Raw genomic sequence first — 26,442 nt, 5'->3', positions numbered from 1 at the left:
ACGGGAGCGTTCTCCCGCTCGATTTTTCTGTTGGCGCGGCGCGTCGAGTCGGTCACGACCGGCCTGCGCCCCTGGTCAGTACAGCGCACCAAGCGACCGCAACTGAGTAGTTCGACGGCGACGCTCACTCGATTTTCATCATCCGCCGCTCGACGCGACCCACGCGGACTTTCGTCCACCCGCGGAGGTCCGCGTCGAGGTTCGGGTCGTCGGTGTCGACCCGAAGGACCGGAATCGCGTCGAGTTTCGACCGCGAAGCGACGACCGACACGTCGCAGCGGCGAATCACGTCGGGAGAGAGTTGAGGGTTGCCGCGGCCGAAGACGAACCCCTGTCCGCCGATTGGCGTGACGACGATGACGTTCTCCTCGCCGAGGCTCGCCAGAATCTCGGCTTCGGTCGCGTCGCGGGCGAGTACCTCGCCGTCGCGGTAGATGTCGACGCCCAGCGGCGACCCGTCGATACCCAACTCGGCTTTCACCGCGCCGACGGTGCTCCCGGGGCCGAGGACGTAGGTGACGCCCGCCGTCGCCCGGATGTCGTCGGCGACGCCCGCAGCGAGCGCCTCGACGGTTCCGCCGCCGGTCTGTTTCGACGACTGGAGGTCCTCGGCGACGGGAACGTGCGCGACCGCCCGAAGCTCCGGCCTGACCTCGCCGGCGCGGTAGTCGTCCTCGTCGATGTCCATGACCTCGCGGGCTTCGGTCCGCTCGAACGAGGTGACGACGTGGGCGGCGTCCTCCGGCGAGACGGCGAAAACGGAGGAGTAGACCTTCACGCCCGCGGGGACGCCGAGCATCGGGACGTCGGTGCCGTCGAGCGCCTCGGCCACGTCGGCGGCGGTCCCGTCGCCGCCGACGAACAACACGAGGTCCGCGTCGGCGGCGACAAACGACTCGACGGCGGCGACCGTGTCGGCCGCGCTCGTCTCGCCGCCGGACGGCTCGCCGAGCACGTCGGGGTCGAACCCGGCATCTCGGGCGGCCGACGCGCCCATCTCCCCGCCCCACGCGAGCAGTTCTGTCTCGGGGACAGCCTCGAAGAGCCGCGAGAGCGCCCGTCGCGCCCGCTCCGGCGACCGCGGCTCCGCGCCGCGCGCTCTGGCCTCCGCGACTTTCCCGTCGGTTCCCTTCAGGCCGACCCGGCCGCCCATCCCCGCGACGGGGTTGACGACGACACCGATTCGCATGACTGAACGAACCCGCGCCCGGGGGAAAAGCGACGCGGTAACCGGCGGCCGAACCGCCCGCCGCGAGCGACGGTGCCGCGGGCAGCGCGCGTCGACCTCGGTGGCGACGTTCAGCCCGCACCGACCGTCGCCGGAACCTCACCGTTTAACAAGGGGACCGAGCAATTGTCATCCATGATTCCGTTAGAATCCGCCGGACAGGTGCTGCCGACCTCGGAGACGGCCGCGACCGTGCTTCTCGTGGGTATTCTCATGACCGCCGGGTGGCTCTGGTACCTCCAGCGCTGACCCGTCGGCCGACCGACCCTATTCTTCGTACGACTCGACTCGCGCTTCGAGCCACGCGGCCGCCGATTCGACGGTCTCCTCGTCGGCCCCGGCGAGTTTGATTCTGACGTGGTCGCCGGGGTAGCTCCCGACGGTCACGTCGAACTCCGATTGGACGGCCTCGAACCGCTCGATGAGCGAGCTTTCGGGCTCCGACGTGTGGACGAACCGGACGTGGGTCCGCTCGCCGGCGAACTCGTCGGCGACGCGGGCGAACATGGCTTTCATCTCGCCGGGGACGCCGGGGAGCACGTACACCGAACCGACGACCGCGCCGGGCGCGACGCCCTCGTCGTTCGGGAGCATCCGCGACCCCGCAGGAAGGTCGGTCGTTCCCTCCACGAGGTCCGCCGCGGAGTAGCCGCCGTTCGTCTCCAGCCACTCCTCGGCGTCGGGGTTCCGCTCCAGAGAGCGCCCGAACGCGGCCGCAACGGCCTCCATCGTCACGTCGTCGTGGGTCGGCCCAAGCCCGCCGGTGACGACGACGGCGTCGTACTCGGCGTGGTATTCGTTTACCACGCGGGCGATGTCGGCGACGCGGTCGGGGACCGTCGTCACGCGCTCGACGGAGACGCCCCGCTCTGTCAGTTCCGTGCACAACCACGCGGCGTTCGTGTTGACGGTGTCGCCGGCGAGGAGTTCGTCCCCGACGGTGACCACGGCGACTTGCATATCCCGAGGTAGCGGGCTGCGAGGCAAAAAAGCGTTCACACCGGCGAACCGAGCCGGGCGACCGACGCCGCGTCTCTCGGGCGGCCGTCAGCGGTCGTCGTCTTCGACGTCCAAGCCGAGTTCCTGTCGGCGGTCGCGAAGCGCCTGAATCTGCCGGCGGTAGTAGAGTATCCCCGCGCCGCCGACGAGCACCGAGACGGCGGCGACGGCCGCGAAGATACCGAGGTCGCGCTGGAGGTAGAACTGCACGACGACGTTCCCGTCGGTCACCTCGGGCCACCGGATGTGGACCCGGTCGTCGATGACCTCGGTGTCGTAGCCGGACGGCCGAACCGCCCCGAATATCGGGAAGTCGACGCGGCGGTCGGCGGGCAGGACGACCTCGTAGCTCCCCTCGACGAAGACGGGAAGCGAGAACCGCTTCGGCGAGGACGACGAACTGAACGCGATTTTGCCGGCGCTCCCGGCGTCCGCGGGGAGCGTGACGTTCGTGATGCGGTCGTTCTGGGTCACGTCGCCGCCGCGGGCCTTCAGTTCGGTCCCGTTGATGACGGTCCCGTTTTCGTAGCGGTAGCGGACCGCCTCGACCGGAAGCGGCGTCCGACTGCCGAAGCCGTCGAACCGGTAGAGTTCGACGAACGAGCCGTTCATCTCGTAGACCGCGCGGAACCGGCCGTTGTCCTGGACGGTGATGTGCGCGTCCGTCTCGGCGGTCCACGCGTACTCGCCGTCGGGCGCGGCGTCGAGCCGGTCGTTCGAGACGCTGGAGGTGCCGCCGAGACAGCCGGCGGTCACGAGGAGGAGGGCGAGCGCGGCGATACCGACGAGGAGTCGCCTGTTCATCGTCTTACTGGCCGATGACGCACTTCAGTTCGGCCGGCAGGTACGAGCCGATGCTGGCGAGGAGGCCCGGCGGGTCGGTCTCGTCCCGGCAGACGATGCTCTGTTCGAGGAGGCCGAGGCGCTCGACGGTCACGATGTCCTTCGCGTGACCGGCGCGGTTGACCGTTGCGCGGACCTCGCCGCGGGTCGCGCTATTGACGTTGACGCGACCGCTGCCGCGGGTCCAGTCGTAGAGGCGGTCGACCTGCTCGTCGGCCAGCCGCGAGGGCTCGTCGTCGCCGCCGTAGACGAACGTCAGCGGCATGTGCTGGACGAGGCCGAAGCGGTCGCGAATCTGGGTCGCGGAGCCGCGCCCGAGGCCGAGTTCCTCGGTCGGGATGCGCACCTCGATGCCGGCGTCGAGGACGAAGCCGTCGTCGTCCCAGTGTTCGAGCGTGCCGACGTAGGTCTCACCGGCCGAGAGGTGCGGCGTGACTTCGCCCCACTCCTCGCGGAGGACGTTGCGCGCAACTGTCTCGTCATCGCCGGAGACCGTCACGGAGATGAAGTCGTCGTCGCGGACGCCGATGTCGTACTCCACGTCGAGGTCGCCGATATCGTTGGCGACGAGCGAGGTGAGGCTGTCGAGCGCGCGGTCGCGGGCGTCACCGTCGATGTAGCACTTCGTTGCGAGAACGACCATTCAGTTCGTCCCCGTCACTTCGACGTTGAGCTCGTCTCGAAGCTCTTCGATGCGTCGTTCCATCGCGTCGACGAGGTCGTCGTTGTCCATCGGTTCGAGGGGCGCACCGGTCTCGGGGCACTGGAAGCCGAGCTCCATCGCCTCGGAGAACTCGAAGCGGATGCCGGCGGGCTCCGAGAGGTAGAACTCGTGGTCCCGCTCGTAGTCGAGTCGTTCCTCGAGCGCCTCGAGGAGGCGGTACATCTCCTCTTCGAGGTTCTCGGGGATGTTTTCGTAGTGGAACGTCCAGAGGTAGGTGAGCCAGCCGGAATCCTCGTCGCGGACGCGACGATACGACGCGAGGTCGTTCTCGTAGAGGATAAAGAGCGCACGGCGCACGTCGTTGAGCTCGAGCCGCAGTTCCTCGGCGAGTTCCTCGTCGGTGACCTCGCCGTCCGGGGGTGCCGCCGCGACCGGCATCCCAGTGGGCCCAACCAACTCGTGGAGGTACTTCTGGATAACAGGGTCGTTCAGTAACTCCTCAAAAGCCATTGTGCGAAATGGCGTCAGGAACGCCATTAAGTCTTATTACTCCCGGGCAGCGGAGAACCGCCGGCGGGCGCGCCGACGCGTCCGATTACTCCTCGTCGGCCGGTACGACTTTCTTGCCCGTCGCCATCGGGACGACCCGGTTTTCGGCGTCCTCCCACTCGCGGTCGAGCTCGCGCCCGTCGAACAGGCGGTCGAGGAACACCGCGAGGCCGGCGACCTCCGAGTGCGGCTGGTTCGTGACGCCGACGTTCCAGTCCGCCCCCTCGTACACCTCGAAGGGGACCTTCTCCCCGCCGACGACGACGAGAAGCGGTTCTTCGGCGTGCGCCTCGCGGATGTCGGCCTCCACGTCCTGAACGCGCTCGCCGTACATCGTGAGGTGGACGACCTTACCCTCCCAGTTGCGGATGACGCCGTTGAGCGCCTCGGTGAGTTCGACCTCGAAGGGGCCGCCGAACCGGCCCGTGATGTCCTCGACGGTCTCCATCGAGTGGCCGGCGTTGTCCGGGAGGATGACCCGGTCAGCGCCGAGCGCGCGGGCCGTCAGGCCGACGTGCGTCGTCATCCGGTCGTCGCGCCCCGGCCGGTGTCCGTACCGGAGGACGGCGACCTCGGGTTCGTTGTGCATGTCTCTCCGAAGACGGTGGGGGAAAGTGGTGCTTTCGGAACGCGGGCGGCGGCGCGGCGGTCCCTTGTCCGTTCGTCCATCTGTCCGTTCGTCTACCTGTCCCCGCGGTCGAGATTTATCTACGCTCCCGCCGCAGACGTACGCATGAACCACCGCCCGGAAGTCGGCGCGGGCGTCGAGCGCGCCGACCTGTCGAACCGAACTGCGCTGGTGACCGGCGCGACCTCCGGCGTCGGCCGCGAGACCGCGCTCGCTCTCGGCCGACTCGGTGCGACCGTCTTCGTCCACGGCCGCGACCGGGACGCGGGTCGGACCGTCGCCGCGGCCGTGGAAGACGCCGGGGGCGACGCGGTCTTCTTTCGCGCCGACCTCGCCGAACAGGACACCGTGCGCCGCCTCGCGGCGGCGGTCCGCGACCGGACCGACCGCGTGGACGTACTCGTCAACAACGCCGGCGCGCACTTCTCGACGGGCGAACTGACCGCCGACGGCGTGGAGAAGACGTTCGCCGTCAACCACCTCGCGCCGTTCGTCCTCACACACGGGCTCCGCGACCTGCTCCCCGACGACGGCCGCGTCGTCACCGTCTCCTCGGAAGTCCACCGCCGATTCGAGGGCCCGCTCGACGCGACGGGTCTCGATGACTACGACGGCCTCGACGCCTACGCTCGATCGAAACTGGCAAACGTCCTCTTCACCGCCGGCCTCGCCGACAGGCTCGACGGCCCGACCGCGAACTGCTGTCACCCCGGCTTCGTCCCGTCGAGCGGCCTGTGGCGCGACGCCTCGCTCCCCGTCCGCACCGGGGTCGGCCTGCTCTCCCGACTCCCGCGCCGACTCGTCGGCGGCTTCGCGGATACGCCAGCGACGGCCGCCGACACGACCGTCTACCTCGCCGCGTCGCCGGCCGTCGCGGGAGTGACCGGGACCTACTTCTCCGACTGCGCCCCGGCCGAGCCGTCGGCCGCGGCGACGGACCCCGAACACGTCCGGGAGCTGTGGCGGCTGAGCGAGGACCTGACCGGACTCTCGTGGTCCCGGTAGCGCGGACGTCACCGACGCCCGGCCGCGGCCCGGAGGGGAAACGGACTTATCACTCGGTCGAATCATCTGAGCCATGTCGCTGGAACTCTCCGACAAGCGCGTCCTCGTGACCGGGGGCGCAGGACTCGTCGGGTCTCACCTCGCCGCGCGCCTCTCCGAGGACAACCACGTGGTCGTCGCCGACGACCTCTCGAAGGGAGACCGCGAGCAGGTCCCCGACGGCGTCGAGTTCGTACAGGCCGACATGACCGACCCCGACGACGTCGCCGAGGCCGTCACCGAGGACCTCGACATCGTCTTCCACTTCGCGGCCTACACGGACACGAACTACGGCAACCCCCGCCAGCTGTTCGAGGAGAACACCGAGATGACCTACAACATCCTCGAACGGATGCAGGAGGTCGGCGTGTCGAACATCTCCTTTACCTCGTCGTCGACGATTTACGGCGAGGCCCCGCGGCCGACGCCCGAGGACTACGCGCCGCTCGAACCCATCAGCATCTACGGCTCCTCCAAACTCGCCGACGAGGGCCTCTTGTCGACGTTCGCCCACTCCTACGACGTCACGGTCTACATGTACCGCTTCGCCAACATCGTCGGCCCGAACCAGCGCGGCAACGTCATCCCCGACTTCATCGAGAAGCTCCTCGAAGACCCCGAGACACTCGAAATCCTCGGCGACGGCCGGCAGGAGAAGTCCTACCTCCACGTCGAGGACTGCATCGACGCGATGTGCCACATCGTCGAGCACGCCGACCGCGACTACAACGTCTACAACCTCGGCACGCGGACGACCACCTCGGTGACGACCATCGCCAACATCGTCGCCGACGTGCTGGACCTCGACCCCGAGTTCGAGTACACCGGCGGCGACCGCGGCTGGACCGGCGACGTGCCGAAGATGCGCCTCTCCATCGAGAAGCTCTCCGCGCTCGGCTGGGAGCCCGACGGGTCGAGCGACGAGGCCGTCCGCCGCGCGGCCGAGGAACTCGCCGAAGAACTCCGCGCCGAGTACGAATAACGACTGCCGATAACCGCGACGGACAGCCGCGACCAACACCGACACCGCGGGGCGACGCCCGGCAGGCCTCGCAGTTCGCCCCCGGAGCGAGCCACCTTTCTACCGCGACTCCCTACCCCGGAGCGTGCAGGTCGTCGGCTACGATACCGGAACCCCCGCGCTGTTCGTGAGCGCGAGCGGCGGCATCGACTCGGTCGCGCTCGACCCCGGCACCGAACTCGACTACCGCCTCGGCGAGCGACACTGCGCGGGCACCATCCACGACGACCGACACGTCGCCTGCGACAACGACCGCGCGCCCTACTGCCCGGACCACCGCCACACGTGGGTCTGCGCGAAGTGTACCGGGACGTGTCTGAAAGACGAGATGGACTGCGACGAGGACCACGCGGTCTACCTCGCCGCGTTCGCCCCCGACACGTTCAAAGTCGGCGTCACCCGCGAGTGGCGACTCGACACCCGCCTGCGCGAGCAGGGCGCGGACCGCGGGGCCCACATCCGAACGTTCTCCGACGGTCGCGTCGCCCGCGAGTACGAGGCCGAACTGGCGACCGAGATTCCGGACCGAATCCGCGTCCCGACCAAAATCGAGGGGTTCGGCCGGGCGGTCGACGCCGCGGCGTGGGACGCCCTCGTCGCCCAGTTCGACCCCATCGAGACGTTCGCGTTCGACTACGGTCTCGACCTCGCCGGCTCGCCTGTCGCCGAGACCGTCGCCACGGGAACGGTCCGCGGCGTGAAGGGGCGCGTGCTCGTCCTCGACCACCGCGGGACGACCTACGCGGTCGACATGCGCGACCTCGTCGGCCACGAACTCGGCGACGGCGGGACCGACCGCGACCTCCAGTCGAGCCTCGGCGCGTTCGGGTGAGCGACGGCACGCTTCTCAGAGACCGTCAGCACTTTCCGGGAGGACGGCCAATTCGCTCTCATGGCTGACGACGAACCCGCAGACGAGACGCAGACGCCCGGCGAGGGCGACGACGGCGAAGAAGAGAAGTCGTTCCGCGAGCGGGTCGAAGAGATTCGACAGCGCCGCGAGAAAGAGCGCGAGGAAGGCGAGCGTCCCGACCCCGAAGAGATGATGGGCGGCGGCGGCCCCGGCGGCATGGGCGGCGGCGGCAACCCGTTCGCGCAGATGATGAGCGGCATGATGGGCGGCGGCGGCCCCGGCGGCATGGGCGGTGGCGGCGGCATGGGCGGCGGTCCCGGAAGTATGGGCGGCGGCCCGCGCGACCCCGAGCAGGGAAGCGGAAACGACGAACAGCTCGTCCGGGAGGTCCGACAGCTCCGCGACGAGGTCCGCGACGTGAACCGCGAACTGCGCCGCATCGCTGACGCGCTCGAAGGTCGCGACTAACGCGGTTTCGCAGTCGGTCTCGCTGTTTTTTCATTCCGATGCCAACCGGTCGTAGAGCGCGGCGAGTCGGTCGACAGACCGGTCGACGCTCACCTCGTCACGGCGGTCGAGACACCGCACGCTGAGCTCCTCGCGCTCCGCCAGCGCCCGCCGGATTCCGCGCCGGAACCCGTCTAAATCGCCGGACTCGTAGTGGTAGCCGGTCACGCCGTCGAGGACGGTGTTCTCAAGTGCGCCCTCGTTGACGCCGACGACGGGCGTCCCGCAGGCGTTGGCCTCCAGCGCGACGAGCCCCTGCGTCTCGACGGGGCTCGGAAAACAGAACACGTCGAGCGCGGAGTAGAACGCCGGCAGTTCCTCGCGGTCGAGAAAGCCGAGGAAGTGTGCGTCCACGCCGAGGTCGTCGGCGAGGGCTGACAGCTCGTCGCGGGCGGGGCCGTCGCCGCCGAAGACGAGCGTCGCGTCGAGGTCGGCCGCGGCCCGGACGAGTTCGTCGAGACGCTTCTCGTAGCCGTGACGGCCCGTGTAGCCGATGAGGGGGCCGTCGCCGAGGTCGTAGCGGCGGCGGAAGTCGTCGCCCTCGACGGGTTCGAACCGCTCCACGTCGATGCCGTTCGAGAGGACGACGATTTCGGCCTCGACGCCGACCTCGTCGACGAGGCGGCGCTCGGCGTCCTCGCTCGGGACGATGACCGCGTCGGCGCGGTCGAAGAACCACCGCTCGTACCGCTCGGCGGTGCGCTCGACGCCGCGCTCGATAGCGCCGACGGAGCTGAGGTACTCGGCGTACTCGCCGGTCGGGGTGTGGTAGGTCGCCACGAGCGGGAGGTCGCGCCGGCGAGCGAGTCGGAGTCCGGCCAGTCCGAGGCCGAACGGAGTGTGGGCGTGGACGACGTCGACGTCGTCGACGGCTCCCGGAATGCGCGGCGCGCCGATTCGAATCCCCTCGTAGAACGGGAACGGAAGGCTTCGGACGCCGTACTCGCCGGGCTCGGGGTCGTAGTCGTCGTCCGCCGGGAACACCACGTCCATGCGGCCGCCGCGGCGGTGCCACCGCTCGCGCCACGTCTGAATCGTGTAGGTGACGCCGTTGACGGTCGGTAGGTACGTGTCGGTGAACGCGGCGACCGACTGCATGGCCGTTCGTGCGACCCCGACGGGATAAACCGTTGTGACTTCCCGCTGGACTGTCGTGTGTTACCGAATCAATCGGCAGCCTCCCGGGGGTCGGCCAACGAGAGTCGCCGGACGAGAGTCGGCCACTCAGCCTTCGAGTCGTCCGGACAGCGCGTCCTCGTACGTCTCGACGAGCCTGTCGCCGACGCGGTCGAGGCTGTGTTCGGCGGCCGTCTCGCGGGCGTTCTCGCCGAGTCGCCGCCGGAGGTCGGGGTCGCGGGCGAGCAGGTCGAGCGCCCGGCGGAACTCCGCGTCGGTCGAACACTTCAGGCAGTCGTGGCCGTGGGTGTAGAACTCCTCGAACACCGGGATGTCGCGGAGGACGACCGCCTTCCCGCAGGCCATCGCCTCGAGGACGGCGATGCCCTGATTCTCGTTTTTCGTCGCGAAGAGGTAGACGTCGCCCGCGCCGAACGCGCCGCGGATGTCGTCTATCCACCCGGAGAATGTGACGTTCTCCGGGGCGTTTTCGACCCAGTATCGCACCTTCTTCGAGGCGTGCGGCCCGGTGTCGTAGGGGCCGAACCACGCGAAGTCGTAGTCGGTCTCCTGGGCGAGCGTACAGAACGTCGTGAGGCCCTTGCGCTCGAAGACGTTGCCGACGGTGAAGACGGTCATGCCGTCGAGGTCGTACTCGGCTCTGTACTCCTCGCGGAGCTCCTCGAACCCGTCGAGTGCGTCGGTGTCGACGCCGTTCGAAATCGGTCGAATCGGCGCGTCAACCGGGTAGGATTCGAGGGTTCGCTTCGTGTACTCGGAGGGACAGAGCACCACGTCTGCCTGCGAGTAGAACCACTTGAGGTACTTTCCGAGGGCGGGGGCGACCGCGGTCGACCCGCGGAAGCTCTCGGCGAAGTCCTCGCGGGTGACGTGCGAGTGGAGCACGAGCGGGATGTCGTTCCGTTTGGCGTGTCTGGCCACGGCGAGCGACCCGGGGCCGATGAGGTTGCAGTGGGCCACGTCGTAGTCGCGGACGACCCCGTCGCCCCGCAGGAGGCCCACGGCACCCGCGGCGGCCGACTCGGGCCACGGGGAGGTGACGACCTCCACGTCGGTCGTGGCGAGGGCCGCCCGCTGCTGGTCGGTGGCGGTGCCGATGCCGCTGCGTTCGAGTTGCGAGGCGAACTCGAGGTAGTTCAGGACGCGCACAGTCGCCGTTTTTCCGGCCGAGGTTTCACGTTACCGGCTTCGGCTCCGCGTCGCGGTTCGGAACGTCTTTGTCCGGGCCGCTCGCCCGAACGTGTATGAACATCGCGGAGGAGCGCATCGACCGACTCCACGACCTCGCCCGTGAGGCGGCGAGCGACCGCGACCACGAGCGCGCCCGCGAGTACGTCCGCCTCGCCCGCCGGGTCGCAGAGCGGAACCGCTGCGGCCTCCCGAAGGCGTTCCGCCGGTTCACCTGCGACGACTGCGACGCCTACCTCCGTCCCGGCGTCAACGCCCGCGTCCGGACCCGCGCCGGCGGCCGCGTCGTCGTCAGATGCGACTGCGGGGCGACGAAACGCTATCCGTACTGACCGCCCGCCGGCGATTCCGGCAGTATCGCCCCGTTCTCGCGTGTGTACGACAACCAAACGGCCGCCAAAGCCTTACTATTGAAGCCCTCCGGCACATAGTGGAGGCCACACATGAACACGCAGGAGCTGCGAAAGGAGGCCCACGACGTCGACGTGACCGTCTGGGTGGGTAAGAGCGGAATCGAAGCGGTGGTCGGCGAACTCAACGACCAACTGGCCGACCGGAACCTCGTGAAAGCGAAGTTCCTCCGGGCGGCGCTCGGCGGCACGACGGTTGACGAGGCGGCCGCAGACCTCGCAGACCGGGTGAACGCCGAACTGATAGAGACGAGGGGGAAGACCGCGGTCTACCACCGATGAACGCGCTCGCACTCCCGCTCCAACTGCAGGGTGACGGCGGCGCTATCGGTCGACTCCTCACCCAGCAGAACGTTCCGTACGCCGAGACGCTCGGGACGCTCCTGGGCCTCGTTCTCGGCTTTGTCATCGTCTACATCGTCGGCAAGGCGGTCGTGTCGTCCGCGCTCAACCGCGTCCTCGACCGACGCGGCGCGGAGGAACACGCCAAAAAGCCCCTGATGAAAATCGCGACCCTCGTCGTGGCGTTCGTCGCCCTCGGAGCGGGGTTCGCGTTCGCCGGCCTCGGCAACATCCTGCAGTCGCTCGCCACCATCGGCGCGGCCGCGACGCTCGCTATCGGCTTCGCGATGCAGGACGTCATCGCCAACTTCGTCGCCGGCATCTTCATCTTCACCGACAAGCCGTTCCGCATCAACGACTGGATTGAATGGGACGACAACTCCGGCGTCGTCGAGGACATCTCCTTCCGCGTGACGCGCGTTCGTACCTTCGACAACGAACTGCTCACTGTGCCGAACTCGCAGCTCACCGACGGCGTCATCAAGAACCCCGTCGCGAAGGACAAACTCCGCCTGCAGGTGCCGTTCGGCATCGGCTACGACGACGACATCCAGCAGGCGACCGACATCATCCTCGACGAGGCCGAAAACCACGAGGGAATCATGACGACGCCCGAGCCGTCGGTCAGACTGACCGAACTCGGCGACTCGTCGGTCACGCTCAAGTCGCGCATCTGGATTTCCCAGCCCAGCCGCGCCGACTTCGTGAAGACCCGCGGCGAGTACGTTACCGCCGTCAAAGAGCGGTTCGACGAGGAGGGAATCGACATCCCCTACCCGAACCGCACCCTCAGCGGCGAACTCTCGGTCGGCGGCGCGGAGCGCCTCGCGCAGTCGAACGACTGAGGAGAGAACCGAACCGGTGCCGACTGCGGGACCCACCCGCGGCGGTCGCCCGTGCGGACGACTCGGATTTTTTGACTCCCGACGCGCCGCTTAGAGTTCGATGCGCTCGACGAGCCTGTCTTCGGACTTCGTGTTGACCGCGACGATGCGGACGTGGTCTTCGAGGCCGGAGCCGTCGAGTTTCGCCTTCAGGAGGTTGTCGACCTGATAGACGCCCGCGGCGTTCACCATCTCGATTTCGACGAGGACCGGCGACTCTTCGCCGGGCTTCAGGACGACGTTGTTGATGGCGCGGCTGGAGAGCGTGTTGATGCCGCGGCCGCCCTTCTCGTAGGGGATGCGCGAGCGGCCGCGTTCCATGTCGAGCGCGTCGGCGACGCGGATGACGCCGGCTTCGAGCGTGAGCGGGTCCTCCTCGCGGTGGTGACAGAGGATGGCGTGGAGGACTTCCGCTTTGATTCGGACCGCGTCGGCGAGGCCGTAGAACTCGGGGAGGAAGCGGTCGAGCACGTCCGACGCGAGCGGAATGGAGTAGTACGCGTGGTTGTCGCGGTGGACGATGTGACCGATGTCGTGCAGTTGCGCCGCGAGGGCGATGATGACCGCTTCGTCGGCCTCGGCGAGTCCCTGCTCGGCCGCGCCGTTGAACTCGCAGTCGCCGGCCTTGAGCAGGTCGTACAGCCGAAGCGCGCGGTTGCGGACGATTTCGATGTGCTTCGGGCCGTGGTCGTTGTAGCCCTTGCGCGTCACCGCGTTCACGTTCTGCGCTTCGAGGAGCGTCGTCACTTCCTCGTCTTCGAGGAGCGCGGGGAGCACCTCGTTGAGCTTCTCGTCGGGGAAGGCGTGGTCCGCCTCGGGGTCGTAGACGCGGCCGCCGTTCAGGGTGTCTTCGGTATCGCTCATGACCCGCAAGGTGGTCGCACGGAGAGAAAAGAACTTGGGCTCCGAATCAGGTGCGCTAACGCGTCGCGTGGCGGGGTGAGCCTACGCGGCCTCGGTCGGTTCTTCGAGCTTCGCGGCGGCGGCCTCGACCGCGTCGTAGTCGGGTTCGACGCCGGGGTCGTCGCTGACCCACGCGTAGGTGACTTCGCCGTCTCCGTCGACGACGAACACCGCGCGCTTCGCCACGCGGTTGACGCCGAGGCTCGCGAAGTCCATCGCCACGTCGTAGGCGTCGACGAGTTCGCGGTTCGTGTCGCTGATGAGGCCGAAGTTGAGTCCGTTCTGCTCGGCGAACTCCGTCAGCGTGAACGGCGTGTCGATGCTGATGCCGTACACCGTCGCGCCGACGTCCTCGAAGTTGGCCATCTGGTCGCGGAAGGTGCACATCTCGGTGGTGCACGTGCCGGTGAAGGCCGCGGGGAAGAACGCGAGGACGATGGGCGCGTCGTCGAGGTTTTCGGAGAGCGTGAACGACTCGATGTCGCCGTCGATGTCGGTGAGCGGTGCGGTGAAGTCCGGGGCGTCGTCGCCGACTGATACCATACGGGTGCCATTCGACTCCGCACACATTATTTCACCGTCGTCGGAAATTCAGGGGACCGGTGGTGACGGACCGACCCAGTCGGCGCATCGGAACGGCCAAGCGCGTCCGGCAGCCTGCCACAAGTTTTTCGTAGGAGTTACGCGCCGAAACGCGTCGATTCGGCCGATGCGGGAGTTCCGGTACGCCGATATTCCGTCTTTCCAGAACCCGCAGAAGGCAAAAAGCCTATAATTGCCACTAGGTAACGCAGAAATAGCGATGTTCGAGACCATCACCCCACTGTTCCCGGGACTCCCGGGCGGGCCCGAGCTGCTCGTCGTTCTGCTCATCGTCGTCCTGCTGTTCGGCGCGAACAAGATTCCGAAGCTCGCTCGGTCCTCCGGGCAGGCCATCGGCGAATTCCAGCGCGGCCGCGAGGAAATCGAGGACGAGCTGCAGGATATGAAAGGCGACGACGAAGACGAAGACGACGCGACCATCGAGAGTTCGGCTGACTCGGTCGAGACCGAGTCCGCTTCGACCGAATCGTCGAACTAATCGCAGCTCACTCTCTCTCTTCTGCCCGCGCAGGGCGAACCACGCGATTTTTGACCAGTCCTGAGAGATTGCGCCGTAGGGCGTGTGGCCTAGTGGACAGGGCGAGAGGTTCCTAACCTCTCGATCGCGGGTTCGAATCCCGCCACGCCCGTTATCGTGACGAGCGGAGCGAGTCCGATAACGCAACGTGCGGGATTCGAATCGGGGAGCGAACGTCAGTGAGCGACCGAGGTTCGAATTCCGTCACGCCCGCTTCGCTCACTTCGTTCGCTCAGCGGCCGCGACGAACATCGCGAATCCTCCGGATTCGCTCAATCCCGTCACACCGTTCGCCACTTCGTTCGCTCAGCGGCCGCGACGAACATCGCGAATCCTCCGGATTCGCTCAATCCCGTCACACCGTTCGCCACTTCGTTCGCTCAGCGGTCGTTCCTGAGTCCCACTCGCTCTGCTCGCGGGACTCCCGCCACGCCCGCTTCGCTCGTCGCGACGCTCCTCGCTGCACGGCCGCGGTAGAAATCGCAAATCCCGGAGTCCAGTCCCGTCGCAAACGTCTCTGACTCACCGCTCTTTCGTCTCCACGGCGGAACCCCGGCCCGCAACGGCGACAGCCCGTCTCCCGTGCTGCACGACATATCAGAAAACCACTATTCTACGGGCGTCCCTCGATTCGCCCCGGTTCACGCCGCGATAAAGCCCCGATTTAGCCGGCGGTCTGGATGCGTCGCCACGACCTTCCCTGATAAAATGGTATAAAAATAGAACTTAAACAGGACTTAAACTGTGAATTAGCTGAGAAAAAGACTTTTCCATCGGCCCGGATACCCGGTGACAATGGCAACCGACGACGCCGACGGAGGGGAGCGAAAGGCGTTAACGGGTGATGTAACACCGCCCGTGGAGAGCGACACCGCTCCGGAGCAGGCGTCGAACGCGCGCGTCGGGTCGTACACGTGGGCAGACTTTCTCGACGAGTACGGAACCGACGGCGACGTGGAAGCCCTCTACGGGACCGATCCGCGGACGCGACGCGACGCGCCCGGCACGTCCCGGTGGGAGGAAGACGACGAGCGGGCGGCCTCGACGCCGACCCGGACCGACTGGGAGCGCGTCGACCTCGACCCCGAAGAGTACCTCGACTGTCACCCGGTCGACGCGGCGGAGTTCATCGGTAAGCGCGGCGCGCACGCGACGGACATCAACGAGCAGTTCGAAGCCTTCTGTAACCCCGAGACGACCCCCGTCGTCAAGGACGTCTGGCTGTGGGAACACTACAAGCGGGAGTACTACTACGAGGACGACGGTTCCCGCCCGCGGGATTCCGAGGGCGACATCGTCCGCTTCGACGCCGAAGAGGCGCTCGGGTTCGACCCCGACTACATCGAGAACGCGCTCGCGCGGGCCGGCCAGCGCGCCGAGGAACTCGACGCAGTCGTCGAGGAGCGCACGGTCGATGTCGACCCCGAGTTCGACGAGGACGCGTTCTTCTCCAGCGTCGACGGCACGACCACGCTGGCGAACCGCTACGACCTCGAGAAGGCCGTCCCGATGGAGAAGAAGACGCACTTCCGCGAGGTCGAGCGCTACTGGGTGAACAAGCCCTACGCGTTCGTCATCATCTTCCACTCGGTCAAAGAAAACGAGAAGAAGTACTACGTGGTCGAACCGTACCTGAACCGCATCGAAGACGACCTGACGGAGTTCCTCACGAACAAGCTTCGGACCGCCATCAAGTACGGGGACGAAAGCGTCGTCGAGGGCGGCCGCGACAACCGCGGACGGGTCATCGAGGCCGAGACGTACGAACTGCTCTCGCGGTACGACCTCTACGACCCGCCGGCGTCGGCATCCGCGGCTGGCGAAAGCGACGACGGTTCGGCCACTGACGCGGCGGCGGAGTCTTCGGGCCTCGCGTCTCGGCTCGGACTGGGCGGCCTCCTCGGTGGCGGAGGTGGGTCGACGGACGGCTCTTCGGCGACTCCCGCGACCGCCGGGCGATTCGGCGGACTCGGCGGCATCGGGTCCCGACTCGGGTTCGGTTCCGTCTTCGGCGGCCGCGCCCGCGACGCCGACGATGACGCCCCGCTCGGCGGCATCGACGGTATCGCCGCCCGACCCGAACCGGCGGTCCTCGCCGACGACGCCGACGACCTGAACGACTACCAAGTCCGGAAACTCCAGTACTACCTCCGCCGCGACTTCATCGGCTACGAGCGCATCGACGGCATCAAACACGACATCAACGTCGAGGACATCTCCTGCGACGGCTACAACTCGCCGGTGTTCGTCTACCACTCCGACTACGAACAGATCATCTCGAACGTCTACCACGGCGAGGGCGAACTCGACGACTTCGTCGTGAAACTCGCCCAACGCTCCGGGAAGGGCATCTCGAAGCGCCGCCCGCAGGTGGACGCGACGCTCCCGGACGGGTCGCGCGCGCAACTCACCCTCGGTCGCGAGGTGTCGGACCACGGGACGAACTACACTATCCGCCAGTTCAAGGACGTCCCCTTCACGCCCATCGACCTCATCAACTGGTCGACGTTCTCGCTGGAGGAGATGGCGTTCCTCTGGCTCTGCATCGAGAACGACAAGAGCCTCATCTTCGCGGGCGGCACGGCGTCGGGGAAGACCACCTCGCTCAACGCCGTCTCGCTTTTCATCCCGTCGAACACGAAAATCGTCTCCATCGAGGACACCCGCGAGGTCGAACTGCCCCAGCGCAACTGGATCGCCTCCGTCACCCGGCCGTCGTTCGCGGACGACGACAAAGGCGACGTGGACGAGTTCGACCTGCTCGAAGCCGCGCTCCGCCAGCGCCCGGACTACATCGTCATGGGCGAGATTCGCGGCGAGGAGGGCCGGACCCTGTTTCAGGTCATGTCCACGGGTCACACCACCTACACGACGTTCCACGCCGACTCGGTCGGCGAGGTGCTCAAGCGGTTTACGACCGCTCCCATCAACGTCTCGAAGACGATGTTCACCGCCCTCGACCTCGTGTCCATCCAGACCTCGACGCGGGTCGGCGGCAACAAGGTGCGCCGGAACAAGTCGCTCACCGAAATCAACCACTACGACCCCGAGAACGACGAGATAAACGTTCAAGACGTCTACCAGTGGCAGGCCGAGACCGACGAGTTCCTCCAGATGGGTTCGTCGAACACGCTCGAAGAGATCAAGTTCGACCGCGGCTGGAATCAGGAGACGCTCGAACTGGAGGTGTTCAAGCGACAGGTCATCCTCGCGTACCTCATCGACCGCGGGCTCAACACCTACACGCAGGTCGCGGCGACGTTCCAGGCGTTCATCAACGACCAAGACACCATCCTCGGACTGATGGCGACCGACGACCTCGAACGGAGCCTCGAAGACCTCCGGGAGATGGAGTCGGTCCACATCAACATCGACCCCGAGAGCGAGGCGATGGTCCCGCGACCCGACCCGCCGGAACACGTCCGAAAGCTGGCGAAGGAAATCCTCCGCCGGGCCGAAGAGGAGCTGTTCCCCGACTACCGCGGCCGCGACGTGGGCGAGGTCGCGGAGGCGCTCAACCACATGCGCGACGAGTCGGACGTGGAGGCGACGCCCGGCGAGCGCGGCGAACTCGACTCGCTCGACGCGTCGACCCGAGACCCCGAACTCGACGAGGGAGACGACCGCGACGAACTAGACGCCGGCGACGAGACTTCCGAAATCGAGGGCGACGACGGGCCGTCGTCGCTCGACGGCGAGGACGAGACGCCGGCGCTGGAGGCCGGGCGCGACGAGGCGGACGCGGACCGCGAGGGCGACGAGGCGGACGCGGACCGCGAGGGCGACGAGCCGACCGGCTTCGGCGACCCCGGCGGGGCGTTCGGCTTCGACGACGCGCCCTCCTTCCCCGACCCCAACGGCGACGACCTGGACCTCGACGACTTCTTCGGCGCGTTCGGCATCGACGACGGGTCGGACTCGACCGCGGCTTCGGACGGCACGGCGGGGCGAGGCGAACCCGACAGGGCCGACCCCGACGATGCGGCCGACGAGACGTGGGGCGGGTTCGAGGCCGCCGAGGCCGACGACCCGCACGAGGGCGACGAGGACGACGACGCGGGCGCTCGCGGGACCGACTCCGAAGAGGGCGAGTAGATGAGCAACCTCGACTCGAAGACCTCGGGCGGCCTCGACCGCAGTACCGACACCCTCGGCGACGCCTTCTACCCGCTGTTTCAGCTCATCTTCGACGAGGACGGCGAGTTCGTCGCCGACATCGAAGAAAAGTTGCAGCAGGCACGGATGCCCGACACCGTCGAACTCTACCTCTCGCGGGCGCTCGCTATCGGCGTGCTCGTCGGCCTCGCACTGTGGCTCGTCGGGATGGCCGTCGGCTACGGCGTCTTCGCGCTCGGCCTCGTCTCGGCGGACTCGGTGAGCCTCGGGATTCCGGTCGGAAGCGAGTCCACGGCGGCCACGCTCCGGTCGCTCGCGATGCCCGCGGCCGTCGTCGTCTCGGGGCTCGTCTTCGGGTCGCTCGGCTTCGCCGGCGGCTTCGGGACGCTCGTCGCGATTCCGTACTCGACGGCGTCCGCCCGCAAGCGCGAGATAAACATGCTCCTGTCGGACTCCATCTCGTTCATGTACGCCCTTTCGGTGGGCGGGCTGAACCAACTGGAGATTCTGGAGGCGATGGCGCGCGCCGAAGACACCTACGGCGAGGTTTCCCGGGAGTTCCAGAGCATCGTCCAGGAGACGGAGTACTTCGGGACCGACTACCGCAACGCCATCCGGCAGCAGGCGATTTTGACCCCTTCGGACGACCTCTCGCAGTTCCTGACGGACATGCTCTCCATCGTCAACTCCGGCGGTAATATGCAGGGCTTCCTCGACGACAAGAAGGACAAACACCTCCGGACCGCAAAACAACAGCAAGAACAGACGCTGGAGACGATGGAACTGTTCGGCGAGATGTACATGACGCTCTCGCTTTTTCCGCTGCTTCTCATCATCATCCTCGTCATCATGAGCATGCTCGGGGAGGCCCAGTCGAGGCTGCTGTACGCGACCGTCTACGGCCTCATCCCGCTGACCGGCGTCGGCTTCCTCGTCCTCGTCTCGACGGTCAAGCAGGACGAAATCGGCGACGGCTTCCTCAGCCCCGAAGACGAGAGCGACCGCCTGCAGGGTCAACAGCGCGAGGGGCTCGTCCACATGGGGCTCGTCGAGAGCTACGTCGGCGAGTTCAGCCTCTTTTCGCGCATCAAATCCCGCGAGGGGACGTTCAAGACCAAAGAGCTCCTGCGCCGCCCGCATCTGTTCTTCAAGCGGCACCCGCTTTTCACCCTCGCGCTGACGGTGCCCGCGGCGCTCTCGCTCCTCGCCGTCTCCGTCGTCGAAGGTGCCGCCCCGACGACGTGGGACGGGATGGTGGCTAACCCCGTCTGGGGGACGTTCATCTGGTTCTACGTCCCGGTCTACCTCGTCGCGGTGCCGCTCGCCGTCTTCCACGAGTGGAACGTCCACTCGCGGTCGGCCATCACGGGGAAGCTCTCCGACAACCTCCGAAAGCTGTCGAGCGCGAACGACACCGGCCAGACGCTCCTCGAGTCCATCAAGACCGTCTCCGACACCTCCTCGGGGAAACTCGCGGACGAGTTCGAGGTGATGTACGCGAAGGTCCACTACGGCATGAGCCTCAGAGAGGCGCTCGTCGAGTTCAACAACAAGTACCACATCCCGCGGCTCGCCCGGACGGTCAAGCTCATCACGAAGGCCCAGGAGGCGTCGAGCCAGATAACCGAGGTCCTAACGACGGCCGCGCAGGCCTCCGAGAACCAGGACGACATCGAGCGCGAGCGCATCTCGCGGACCCGGATGCAGGTCGCCATCATCCTCATGACCTACGTGACGCTGCTGGCGGTGATGGCCATCCTGAAGACGCAGTTCCTCGACGTGATGGCCGGCCTCTCCTCGCAGGCGTCGAGTTCCGGCGGCGCGACGACCGGCGGCCCGAGCTTCGGCGGCGGCATCGACCCCGACCTGCTGTCGCTTCTGTTCTTCCACGGCGTCACCATCCAGGCGATGCTCTCGGGGTTCATCAGCGGCTACATCCGCAACGCGGACCTCCTCTCGGGGGTCAAGTTCGTCGTCATCCTCCAGACGCTCTCGCTCGCGGTGTGGATGGTGGTCGGCTGATGCGGCGACGCGACCGCGGCGACGGCCGACGCAGTGACGGCCGACGCGGAGCTCCCGGCCGGAGCACCCGCGCCCAGACGACCATCGACTTCGCCGTCGGCGTCGGCATCTTCCTCCTTGCGGTCGCGTGGGTCGTCGGCACCATCCCGCAGATTCTCGACCCCTTCGAGGCCGAACAGGACCGCCCGCTCGTCGCGAACCGCGCCGCCGACTCGCTCACCCAGCGCCTGCTCGTCGACGACGAGAATCCGGACGCGCTCGACGCGGCCTGCACCGAGGCGTTCTTCGACGGAGACCCGCCGCCCGGCGACTGCGACTACGGGAGCGCCGACCCCAACGCCGCGACCGGAATCGACGCGTCCTACGGACTCAACGTCACGCTCTCGCGGGGTGGGACCGTCGTCGAGACGACCGGCGAGCCGGTCCCGACAACCCGGAGCGTCGTCGCCGCTCGGCGGGCAATCCTCCTCGACGGCGAGCTCCACGAGCTATCGGTGAGGGTGTGGTGACCGTGTCTCGCGCACAGGCCCACGCGCTCGAAGCCATCGTCGCCGCGATGGTGCTCCTCGCCAGCGTCACGTTCGCGCTGCAGGTGACCGCGGTGACGCCCCTGACCGCGAGTACGTCGAGCCAGCACATCGAGAACCAACAGGCCGCCGTCGCCGACGGCGTCCTGACGGCGGCCGCCGAGACCGGCGCGCTGAAGCGGACGCTCCTGTTCACGCACCCCGAAAACGGGAGCTTCTACGGCATCGACGCGCGCGGCTACTACGTCGACGGCGGCCCGCCGACCGCCTTCGGGACGATGCTCGACGAGTCCTTCTTGGACCGCGGCATCGCGTTCAACGTCTACGTACACTACCTCCGCGACCGGGAGGTCCGCCGGACGAGCCGACTCGTGTTCATGGGTGAACCGAGCGACCACGCCGTCTCGCGGACTCGGGTCGTGACGCTCGCGGACGACGACGCGCTGACCGAGCCGGGAACGTCGCCGGGCGGCGAGCCTCGCGCGGTCGAGACGACCAAGACGCTCGAATCGGTCGCCGCCGCGAGCGACGAGACGTATTTCATCCAAGACGGGAGCGCGGGGCCGCTCTACGGCGTCGTCGAAGTGGAGGTGGTCGTATGGCGGATGTGACCGACGCGTTCGACGGCCCGAGGGACGAGGCGACGGGAGCCGTGCGCTTCACCGGCGACGACCGCGGTCAACTGATGCTCGTCGCCGCCCTCGCAATCGCGGTCCTCCTCGTCGGTCTCGCGCTGACGCTCAACACCGCGATTTACACGGAGAACCTCGCCACGCGGACGACCGATACGAGCCTCGACGGGGCCGTGAGCCACGGCCGAACGGTCGAAGCCGGTGCGGGACTCCTCCTCGACGAAGCCAACCGCGAGGGCGGAACGTACGGCGAACTCGCCGGCTCGTTCGACGAGACGTTCGGCAACTGGAGCGACGCGACCGCGACGCTCGCCGCGGTCAGGGGAGCCGCGACGAACGCCTCGCGCGTCGACCACGTCGAGGGCACCCGAATCTCGCAGACCGACGCGGCGCGGAACTTCACGGACGGGAACGAGACGACCGACTGGACGCTCGCCAGCGGCGTCGGCGTCCGCGGCGTCCGGTTCAACGTCTCGCGCGACTCGCTCGCGACGAGTAGCGGGTCGGCGTTCGAGCTCGTCGTCGACGACGGGACGAACGCGGTCGAGACGGAGGTCTACCGGAATTCGACGCGGGTCTTCGTGACCGTCGAGGACGCCGGCGGGAGCCGGACGACCTGCGGCGTGGCGGCCGACGCGGGCGATTACGTCACGATTGACGTTGCCGACGGCCGACTCGACGGGGCCACCTGCGACCCGCTCGATGCGGTCCACACCGACCTCGACGGCCCTGTCACGCTCTCGTACCGGAACGCCGTGCAGGCCGAGGGGACCTACGAACTGTACGTGAACGAGACGAACGCGACGGTGTTCGACGCGGCGAAGTACGCGCCCGCCGGGAGCGGGTCGTCGCCGGTCGCAGAGCAGGCGCTGTACGCCGTCAACGTCTCGTACGTCTACGAGACGGGCGAGGCGTACGTCTACCGAGAGCTTCGGGTCGCGCCGGGTGAGATTGCGTGACGCCACCGATAGCCCCGGACGACCGGGAGAACCGCGTTCGGCGCGGGAGCCGCGGGCGCCGCGCCCGCTCCCGTTCGACCGACCGCGGCGTCTCGACGGCGCTCGGCTACGTCCTCACGCTCTCCATCACGGTCGTTCTCATCTCGGGGCTGTTGGTCGCCGCCGGCGGCTTCGTCTCCGACGAGCGCGAGCGGGTCACGGAGACGGAACTCGACGTGGTCGGAAACCGGCTCGCGGCCGGCATCGAATCGGTCGACCGAATCGGGGCCGCACCGGGCGAGTCGCGGGTCGAGGCGACGGTACGACTGCCCCCGAGGGTCGCCGGCACGACCTACTCCATCGAGGTGGTGTCGGGGTCGCCGAACGAACTCGTGCTCACTTCGACCGACCCCGAGGTGACGGTCCGCGTCCCCGTCTCGACCGAGACCTCGCTGACCGCGAGCCGAGTCGACGGCGGCGACGTGACCATCACCTACGACCCGTCGTCGGGGCTGGAGGTGAACTCGTGAGCGACCGCGCGGTGAGCGACACGCTCGGGTTCGTCTTCGTCTTCGCCATCGTCCTCTCGATGGTCGGTCTCGTCAGTGCCGTCGGGATGACCGGCCTCCAAGACGCCCGCGACGTGGAGCGCGTCAACAACGCCGAGCGCGCGCTCGACATCCTCGGCGACAACATGGAGGACATCGCCGACCGCGGCGCGCCGAGTCGGGCCACGGAGGTGAAACTTCAGGACGCTCGCTTGACCCTCGACCGGCCCGTCGAGTTCGTCGTCTCCGGGGAGTTGACGTCGGACCCGTCGGTCAACTTCACGAACACCTACGACGTCTCGCCGGTCGTCTACACGGCCGATTCAAGCGACGAGCGAATCGTCTACGCGTTCGACGCGCTTCTCAGGACTCGCGGCGACAGCGGGACGTTCGTCCGGCGGCCATCGTTCGTCCTCACCGAAGAGCGGGTGTTGATTCCGGCGTTCGTGACGCGCCCCGACGAGGAGGCGACGACCTCGATCGGCGGGTCGGGGACGTTCCTCATCCGAGCCGACAAGGCCGCGAGCGACGTGTTGGCCGCGCGGACCGACGGGCAGTACGACGTGAATCTAACCGTTCGCTCCCCGCGTGCGGCGCTCTGGCGCGAGGAGCTATCGAGCCGTCCCGACGTGACCTGCGACCCGGTCGTCCCGGCCGCGACACCCGACAGCTATCCGAGCGTCTCGTGTTACGTGAACGGGGCAGAGCGCGTCTACGTCGTCTCGACGTCGGTCGATATGACGTTCGCCGACTGAGAGACTGAAACCCGGGGCCGGACCCCGCCGTGACGGTCGGTCGGGAGACGTCCCCGCTTACTGGACTTCGACTTCGACCTCGTTTTCCGTGACGTGGAGGAAGGTGATGAACTGGCCGCCCTCGGCTTGGTCGTAGTCGAGTTCGCCGCGCGACCCGGACTCGTCGACGCTCTGGCTGTTGCCCGGACCGTCCGTGACGGTCAGTTCGAACTGCGGCGCGGCCAGCGAGAAGTAGTGGTTGACGACGAAGTCCATCTGAGCGGTGTCGCCGTCGGCCTTCGAGAACGTCTGGCCGCTGTCGGCGTCGTGTTCGTCGAAGGTGACGCTGTCGTAGGCTTCGCCGTCGACGATTTCGGGGGCGAACTGCCACTTGTTCTGGTTGCCGAAGCCCTTGTCCGACTGGATGTCGCCGTAGGTCATCGTCTCCGAACTCGTGAAGTCGACGGTGAGTTCGGGAGTGCTGGCCGTGCAGTCGATGCTCACCGCGTCGCTCGTGTCCGGGTCGAGGTCGGTCGCCTGCCAGCCGTGGTACTTGCCGTCCTCGGTGGCGTAGTAGAGCGTCAGGTCGAACGTGCCGTCGTAACTCCCGCTCTTGCACTTGTCGTCCGCCTGCACGTGGAGTTCGAGGTCCTTCTGGTCGCCGTCGTAGTACAGCCCCCACTCCATGTTCTGGAGGTGCTGGTCGTTCGAGAGCGTGAGCGAGAACGTCGAGACGTTGTGGTTCGCGGCCATCCCGCGCACGTCGACCGACGTGCCCTCGTTCGGCATCTGGAACTCGCCGACGAGCCCGAGCGTCTCCAGTTCCACGCTCGCGGTCCGGTTGGCGTCGTCGACCGTCACGGTGCCCTCGCTCCGCGACTCGAAGAACGAGGCCCATCCTCGGTAGTGGTCGCTGTGGACCGTCACGACGACCGTTCCGTTGCTGACGGGGTTATCGAAGCTGGCCGTCGGTAGCTCGTCGTAGCTCGCGGTCTCGTTGGGGTAGACACGCCGAGCGCGCTCGGTCGCCGAGACTCTCGCGGACACGTCGCCCGACGCGGACCCGTCGCCGGCGACCCGAACGACCGGAAGCGTCAGCGTCGCGCCGCGGTAGTGGAACTCCGGCGGCGAGACCATGGTCGTGCCGCCGTCCTGCGTGCGCCAGACACCGCCTCCTTCGTAGGCGATTCGGGCGTCGCCGTCGCGGTACTCGACGCTTCCGAGGGACTCGTTGTAGAGCTCTTGGTCGTCGCCGGCGTCCGTGTAGTTCTTGTGCGTGACGCGTATCCAGCCGGTGTCGTCGTCGACGACGTAGGTACCGCCGCCGGTCCCGCCGAGGTCGACGAACTGCGTCTCTCCCTCGCCGAGCGCGGCGATGGCGACCCGCGAGTCGAACAGCGTCATCGAGTGCTCGGCGCGCGTCAGTTGGGACTCCTGTTTCGTCTCCTCGAGGGCGACCCCGCCGAGCGCGACGACGGCGGTCGTTCCGGCGACCGTAATCGCCAACAGGAGAACGACCGCAATCGGCGAGGTCTGCGCCGTCCGGTCTCTGACGACGCGATAGACCAGTGGAACACGGGGACGACCGCTCATTACCTGACTGGAGGCGACGCGGGGTGAAAACCTCGCGGGGTACCTGACAGTCTGGTAAGTGGAATCGTTCGCTGGGACTGGCCTGCGCCGCGTCGGAGGCCCCGTGTCATGGAAAACGAATTTCACCGGGATACGAGACAGACAGACGAGTGACCAATGTCGGAGGATGCCGAGACGACGACCGGGCGGACGACGCGAAGGCGGAGAACCATCGACCACGAGCGGATATTTCGCCGCGACGACTACACGTGCCAGCACTGTGGGCGCGAGTACGACGAGGGCTCGAACGTTCTCGAGGTCGCCCATCAGCGCCCGGCGCGGGATTTCGAGAACCCCGACGACCCCGAGAATCTCGTCACGCTGTGCCCGAACTGCCACCGGAGGTTCGACATGGGCGAACTCGGCGACAGAATCGCGTCGAGCCTCCAGCGCGACTTCCGCGAGCGGGCGAAGGCGAGAAACCACGCGAGTACGGTCGAGGCGTTCGCGGGCGACGCCATCGAGATAACGAAACTGAACGTCCTCATCGCGAGCGTCTTCGGGACGGGCGTCACGGTGCTCCTCCAAGCGGACGTCGTGACGGACGTCTCCGCGCTGGCGAACGTCGGCGTCGGGTTCGGCGGACTCGCGTGGGTGCTATCCACGGGGTTCACCCTCTTGGCGTATCATTCGTGTCGCACCTCGGGAGCGAGTTCCAGCGCCATCGAGGAGGTTCTGGAGCGCGGCGACGACGACGAACTCCCCCAAGAGACGACGAAAATATACTACCGAAACGCCAGGCGAATCGGCATCGCAATCGGCCTGACGCTCATCTGCGTCCTCTTGCTCATCGCCGGAATCGCCCTCGCGGTGACGGGTGATGGTGGGCTCGCGGCGCTCGTTGGGTAACGATAGCGTGTGCCGACCGCTGGGGCGCTCACAGACGAATCCGGATTGAATTATCACCCAGTTCGATTGCCGGACTCGCCGGGAGTCCCGCGAGCAGAGCGAGACGGCACTGCCGTCTCGCATG

General features: G+C 67.4%; 27 protein-coding genes and 1 tRNA gene. 17 read left to right on the top strand and 11 right to left on the bottom strand.

What is annotated here, in order from left to right:
• Positions 1–124: 124 nt before the first annotated feature.
• From C5B91_RS04410 to C5B91_RS04385, 6 genes are all read right to left on the bottom strand, one after another.
• Positions 125–1,189 carry an ATP-NAD kinase family protein gene (locus C5B91_RS04410; RefSeq protein ID WP_115819142.1) on the bottom strand — a complete coding sequence of 355 codons (1,065 nt, stop codon included), beginning with the start codon at positions 1,187–1,189 and terminating at the stop codon, positions 125–127.
• Between the two features lie 306 nt (positions 1,190–1,495).
• Complete coding sequence (locus C5B91_RS04405) at positions 1,496–2,188, bottom strand: molybdopterin-binding protein (protein WP_008092874.1); 693 nt, start codon at positions 2,186–2,188, stop codon at positions 1,496–1,498.
• Positions 2,189–2,275: 87 nt separating this feature from the next.
• Complete coding sequence (locus C5B91_RS04400; RefSeq protein WP_008092873.1) at positions 2,276–3,031, bottom strand: DUF5803 family protein; 756 nt, start codon at positions 3,029–3,031, stop codon at positions 2,276–2,278.
• Positions 3,032–3,035: 4 nt separating this feature from the next.
• A complete protein-coding gene (locus tag C5B91_RS04395; RefSeq protein ID WP_004977408.1) occupies positions 3,036–3,713 on the bottom strand; it encodes a DUF2110 family protein in 678 nt (225 codons plus the stop codon).
• Positions 3,714–4,244: a transcription factor TFIIE subunit alpha gene (locus C5B91_RS04390; RefSeq protein WP_004977409.1), complete on the bottom strand. Its 531-nt coding sequence runs from the start codon at positions 4,242–4,244 to the stop codon at positions 3,714–3,716. It lies immediately after the preceding gene.
• 85 nt (positions 4,245–4,329) lie between these two features.
• On the bottom strand, positions 4,330–4,872 hold the full coding sequence (locus C5B91_RS04385; protein WP_004970839.1) for a tRNA (cytidine(56)-2'-O)-methyltransferase: 543 nt from the start codon (positions 4,870–4,872) through the stop codon (positions 4,330–4,332).
• 144 nt (positions 4,873–5,016) lie between these two features.
• Between C5B91_RS04385 and C5B91_RS04380 the strand changes: the two genes are divergently transcribed.
• From C5B91_RS04380 to C5B91_RS04365, 4 genes are all read left to right on the top strand, one after another.
• The gene (locus tag C5B91_RS04380; protein ID WP_008092868.1) at positions 5,017–5,916 is read left to right on the top strand and encodes an SDR family oxidoreductase; all 900 of its coding nucleotides are present in this window, start codon (positions 5,017–5,019) and stop codon (positions 5,914–5,916) included.
• A gap of 73 nt (positions 5,917–5,989) precedes the next feature.
• Complete coding sequence (locus C5B91_RS04375) at positions 5,990–6,937, top strand: NAD-dependent epimerase/dehydratase family protein (RefSeq protein WP_008092866.1); 948 nt, start codon at positions 5,990–5,992, stop codon at positions 6,935–6,937.
• Positions 6,938–7,061: 124 nt separating this feature from the next.
• Positions 7,062–7,808, top strand: coding sequence for a DUF2797 domain-containing protein (locus C5B91_RS04370; protein WP_008092864.1), 747 nt, complete (start codon positions 7,062–7,064; stop codon positions 7,806–7,808).
• Positions 7,809–7,868: 60 nt separating this feature from the next.
• Complete coding sequence (locus C5B91_RS04365; RefSeq protein ID WP_004043771.1) at positions 7,869–8,297, top strand: hypothetical protein; 429 nt, start codon at positions 7,869–7,871, stop codon at positions 8,295–8,297.
• 30 nt (positions 8,298–8,327) lie between these two features.
• Here C5B91_RS04365 and C5B91_RS04360 read toward each other — a convergent pair whose 3' ends face one another.
• Together C5B91_RS04360 and C5B91_RS04355 are read right to left on the bottom strand one after the other, a co-directional pair.
• Positions 8,328–9,434 carry a glycosyltransferase family 4 protein gene (locus C5B91_RS04360; RefSeq protein WP_115819141.1) on the bottom strand — a complete coding sequence of 369 codons (1,107 nt, stop codon included), beginning with the start codon at positions 9,432–9,434 and terminating at the stop codon, positions 8,328–8,330.
• Positions 9,435–9,560: 126 nt separating this feature from the next.
• Complete coding sequence (locus C5B91_RS04355) at positions 9,561–10,622, bottom strand: glycosyltransferase family 4 protein (RefSeq protein WP_115819140.1); 1,062 nt, start codon at positions 10,620–10,622, stop codon at positions 9,561–9,563.
• A 95-nt stretch (positions 10,623–10,717) separates the two neighbouring features.
• On the opposite strand from C5B91_RS04355, the gene C5B91_RS04350 reads away from it, so the two are divergent.
• From C5B91_RS04350 to C5B91_RS04340, 3 genes are all read left to right on the top strand, one after another.
• A complete protein-coding gene (locus C5B91_RS04350; protein WP_004977416.1) occupies positions 10,718–10,993 on the top strand; it encodes a ribonuclease P protein component 4 in 276 nt (91 codons plus the stop codon).
• A gap of 111 nt (positions 10,994–11,104) precedes the next feature.
• Positions 11,105–11,353, top strand: a complete 249-nt coding sequence (locus tag C5B91_RS04345) for a YhbY family RNA-binding protein (protein WP_004977417.1) — start codon at positions 11,105–11,107, stop codon at positions 11,351–11,353.
• On the top strand, positions 11,350–12,258 hold the full coding sequence (locus C5B91_RS04340; protein WP_115819139.1) for a mechanosensitive ion channel family protein: 909 nt from the start codon (positions 11,350–11,352) through the stop codon (positions 12,256–12,258). Before C5B91_RS04345 ends, C5B91_RS04340 begins: the two co-directional genes overlap by 4 nt.
• Positions 12,259–12,348: 90 nt before the next feature.
• Here C5B91_RS04340 and C5B91_RS04335 read toward each other — a convergent pair whose 3' ends face one another.
• Together C5B91_RS04335 and C5B91_RS04330 are read right to left on the bottom strand one after the other, a co-directional pair.
• Complete coding sequence (locus C5B91_RS04335; RefSeq protein WP_008092857.1) at positions 12,349–13,161, bottom strand: HD domain-containing protein; 813 nt, start codon at positions 13,159–13,161, stop codon at positions 12,349–12,351.
• Between the two features lie 81 nt (positions 13,162–13,242).
• Positions 13,243–13,743: a redoxin domain-containing protein gene (locus tag C5B91_RS04330; RefSeq protein ID WP_008092856.1), complete on the bottom strand. Its 501-nt coding sequence runs from the start codon at positions 13,741–13,743 to the stop codon at positions 13,243–13,245.
• 259 nt (positions 13,744–14,002) lie between these two features.
• Here C5B91_RS04330 and C5B91_RS04325 point away from each other — a divergent pair, with 259 nt between their 5' ends.
• From C5B91_RS04325 to C5B91_RS04285, 9 genes are all read left to right on the top strand, one after another.
• On the top strand, positions 14,003–14,281 hold the full coding sequence (locus C5B91_RS04325) for a twin-arginine translocase TatA/TatE family subunit (RefSeq protein ID WP_008092855.1): 279 nt from the start codon (positions 14,003–14,005) through the stop codon (positions 14,279–14,281).
• Positions 14,282–14,359: 78 nt separating this feature from the next.
• Positions 14,360–14,432 (top strand) — tRNA-Arg (locus tag C5B91_RS04320).
• A gap of 683 nt (positions 14,433–15,115) precedes the next feature.
• Positions 15,116–18,415: an ATPase, T2SS/T4P/T4SS family gene (locus C5B91_RS04315; RefSeq protein ID WP_115819138.1), complete on the top strand. Its 3,300-nt coding sequence runs from the start codon at positions 15,116–15,118 to the stop codon at positions 18,413–18,415.
• Complete coding sequence (locus tag C5B91_RS04310; RefSeq protein WP_008092853.1) at positions 18,416–20,458, top strand: type II secretion system F family protein; 2,043 nt, start codon at positions 18,416–18,418, stop codon at positions 20,456–20,458.
• A complete protein-coding gene (locus C5B91_RS04305; protein WP_008092852.1) occupies positions 20,458–20,967 on the top strand; it encodes a hypothetical protein in 510 nt (169 codons plus the stop codon). The genes C5B91_RS04310 and C5B91_RS04305 overlap by 1 nt, the downstream gene beginning before the upstream one ends.
• Positions 20,961–21,596 (top strand): hypothetical protein, encoded by a 636-nt coding sequence (locus C5B91_RS04300; protein ID WP_049968350.1) that lies wholly within the window; start codon positions 20,961–20,963, stop codon positions 21,594–21,596. Before C5B91_RS04305 ends, C5B91_RS04300 begins: the two co-directional genes overlap by 7 nt.
• On the top strand, positions 21,584–22,576 hold the full coding sequence (locus C5B91_RS04295; RefSeq protein WP_049968349.1) for a hypothetical protein: 993 nt from the start codon (positions 21,584–21,586) through the stop codon (positions 22,574–22,576). The genes C5B91_RS04300 and C5B91_RS04295 overlap by 13 nt, the downstream gene beginning before the upstream one ends.
• Positions 22,573–23,085, top strand: coding sequence for a hypothetical protein (locus C5B91_RS04290; RefSeq protein ID WP_008092847.1), 513 nt, complete (start codon positions 22,573–22,575; stop codon positions 23,083–23,085). The genes C5B91_RS04295 and C5B91_RS04290 overlap by 4 nt, the downstream gene beginning before the upstream one ends.
• Positions 23,082–23,858 carry a hypothetical protein gene (locus C5B91_RS04285; protein WP_115819137.1) on the top strand — a complete coding sequence of 259 codons (777 nt, stop codon included), beginning with the start codon at positions 23,082–23,084 and terminating at the stop codon, positions 23,856–23,858. The genes C5B91_RS04290 and C5B91_RS04285 overlap by 4 nt, the downstream gene beginning before the upstream one ends.
• 57 nt (positions 23,859–23,915) lie before the next feature.
• Here C5B91_RS04285 and C5B91_RS04280 read toward each other — a convergent pair whose 3' ends face one another.
• The gene (locus C5B91_RS04280; protein ID WP_049968348.1) at positions 23,916–25,430 is read right to left on the bottom strand and encodes a hypothetical protein; all 1,515 of its coding nucleotides are present in this window, start codon (positions 25,428–25,430) and stop codon (positions 23,916–23,918) included.
• A 156-nt stretch (positions 25,431–25,586) separates the two neighbouring features.
• On the opposite strand from C5B91_RS04280, the gene C5B91_RS04275 reads away from it, so the two are divergent.
• Positions 25,587–26,318, top strand: coding sequence for an HNH endonuclease (locus tag C5B91_RS04275; RefSeq protein WP_008092840.1), 732 nt, complete (start codon positions 25,587–25,589; stop codon positions 26,316–26,318).
• Positions 26,319–26,442 lie beyond the last annotated feature (124 nt).

Origin of the sequence: Haloferax sp. Atlit-10N (genome assembly GCF_003586325.1) — an archaeon.
GTDB classification, from domain to species: Archaea; Halobacteriota; Halobacteria; order Halobacteriales; family Haloferacaceae; genus Haloferax; species Haloferax prahovense.
Note: the sequence above shows the minus strand (reverse complement) of the source record. Positions and strands in the feature narration are given on the sequence as shown.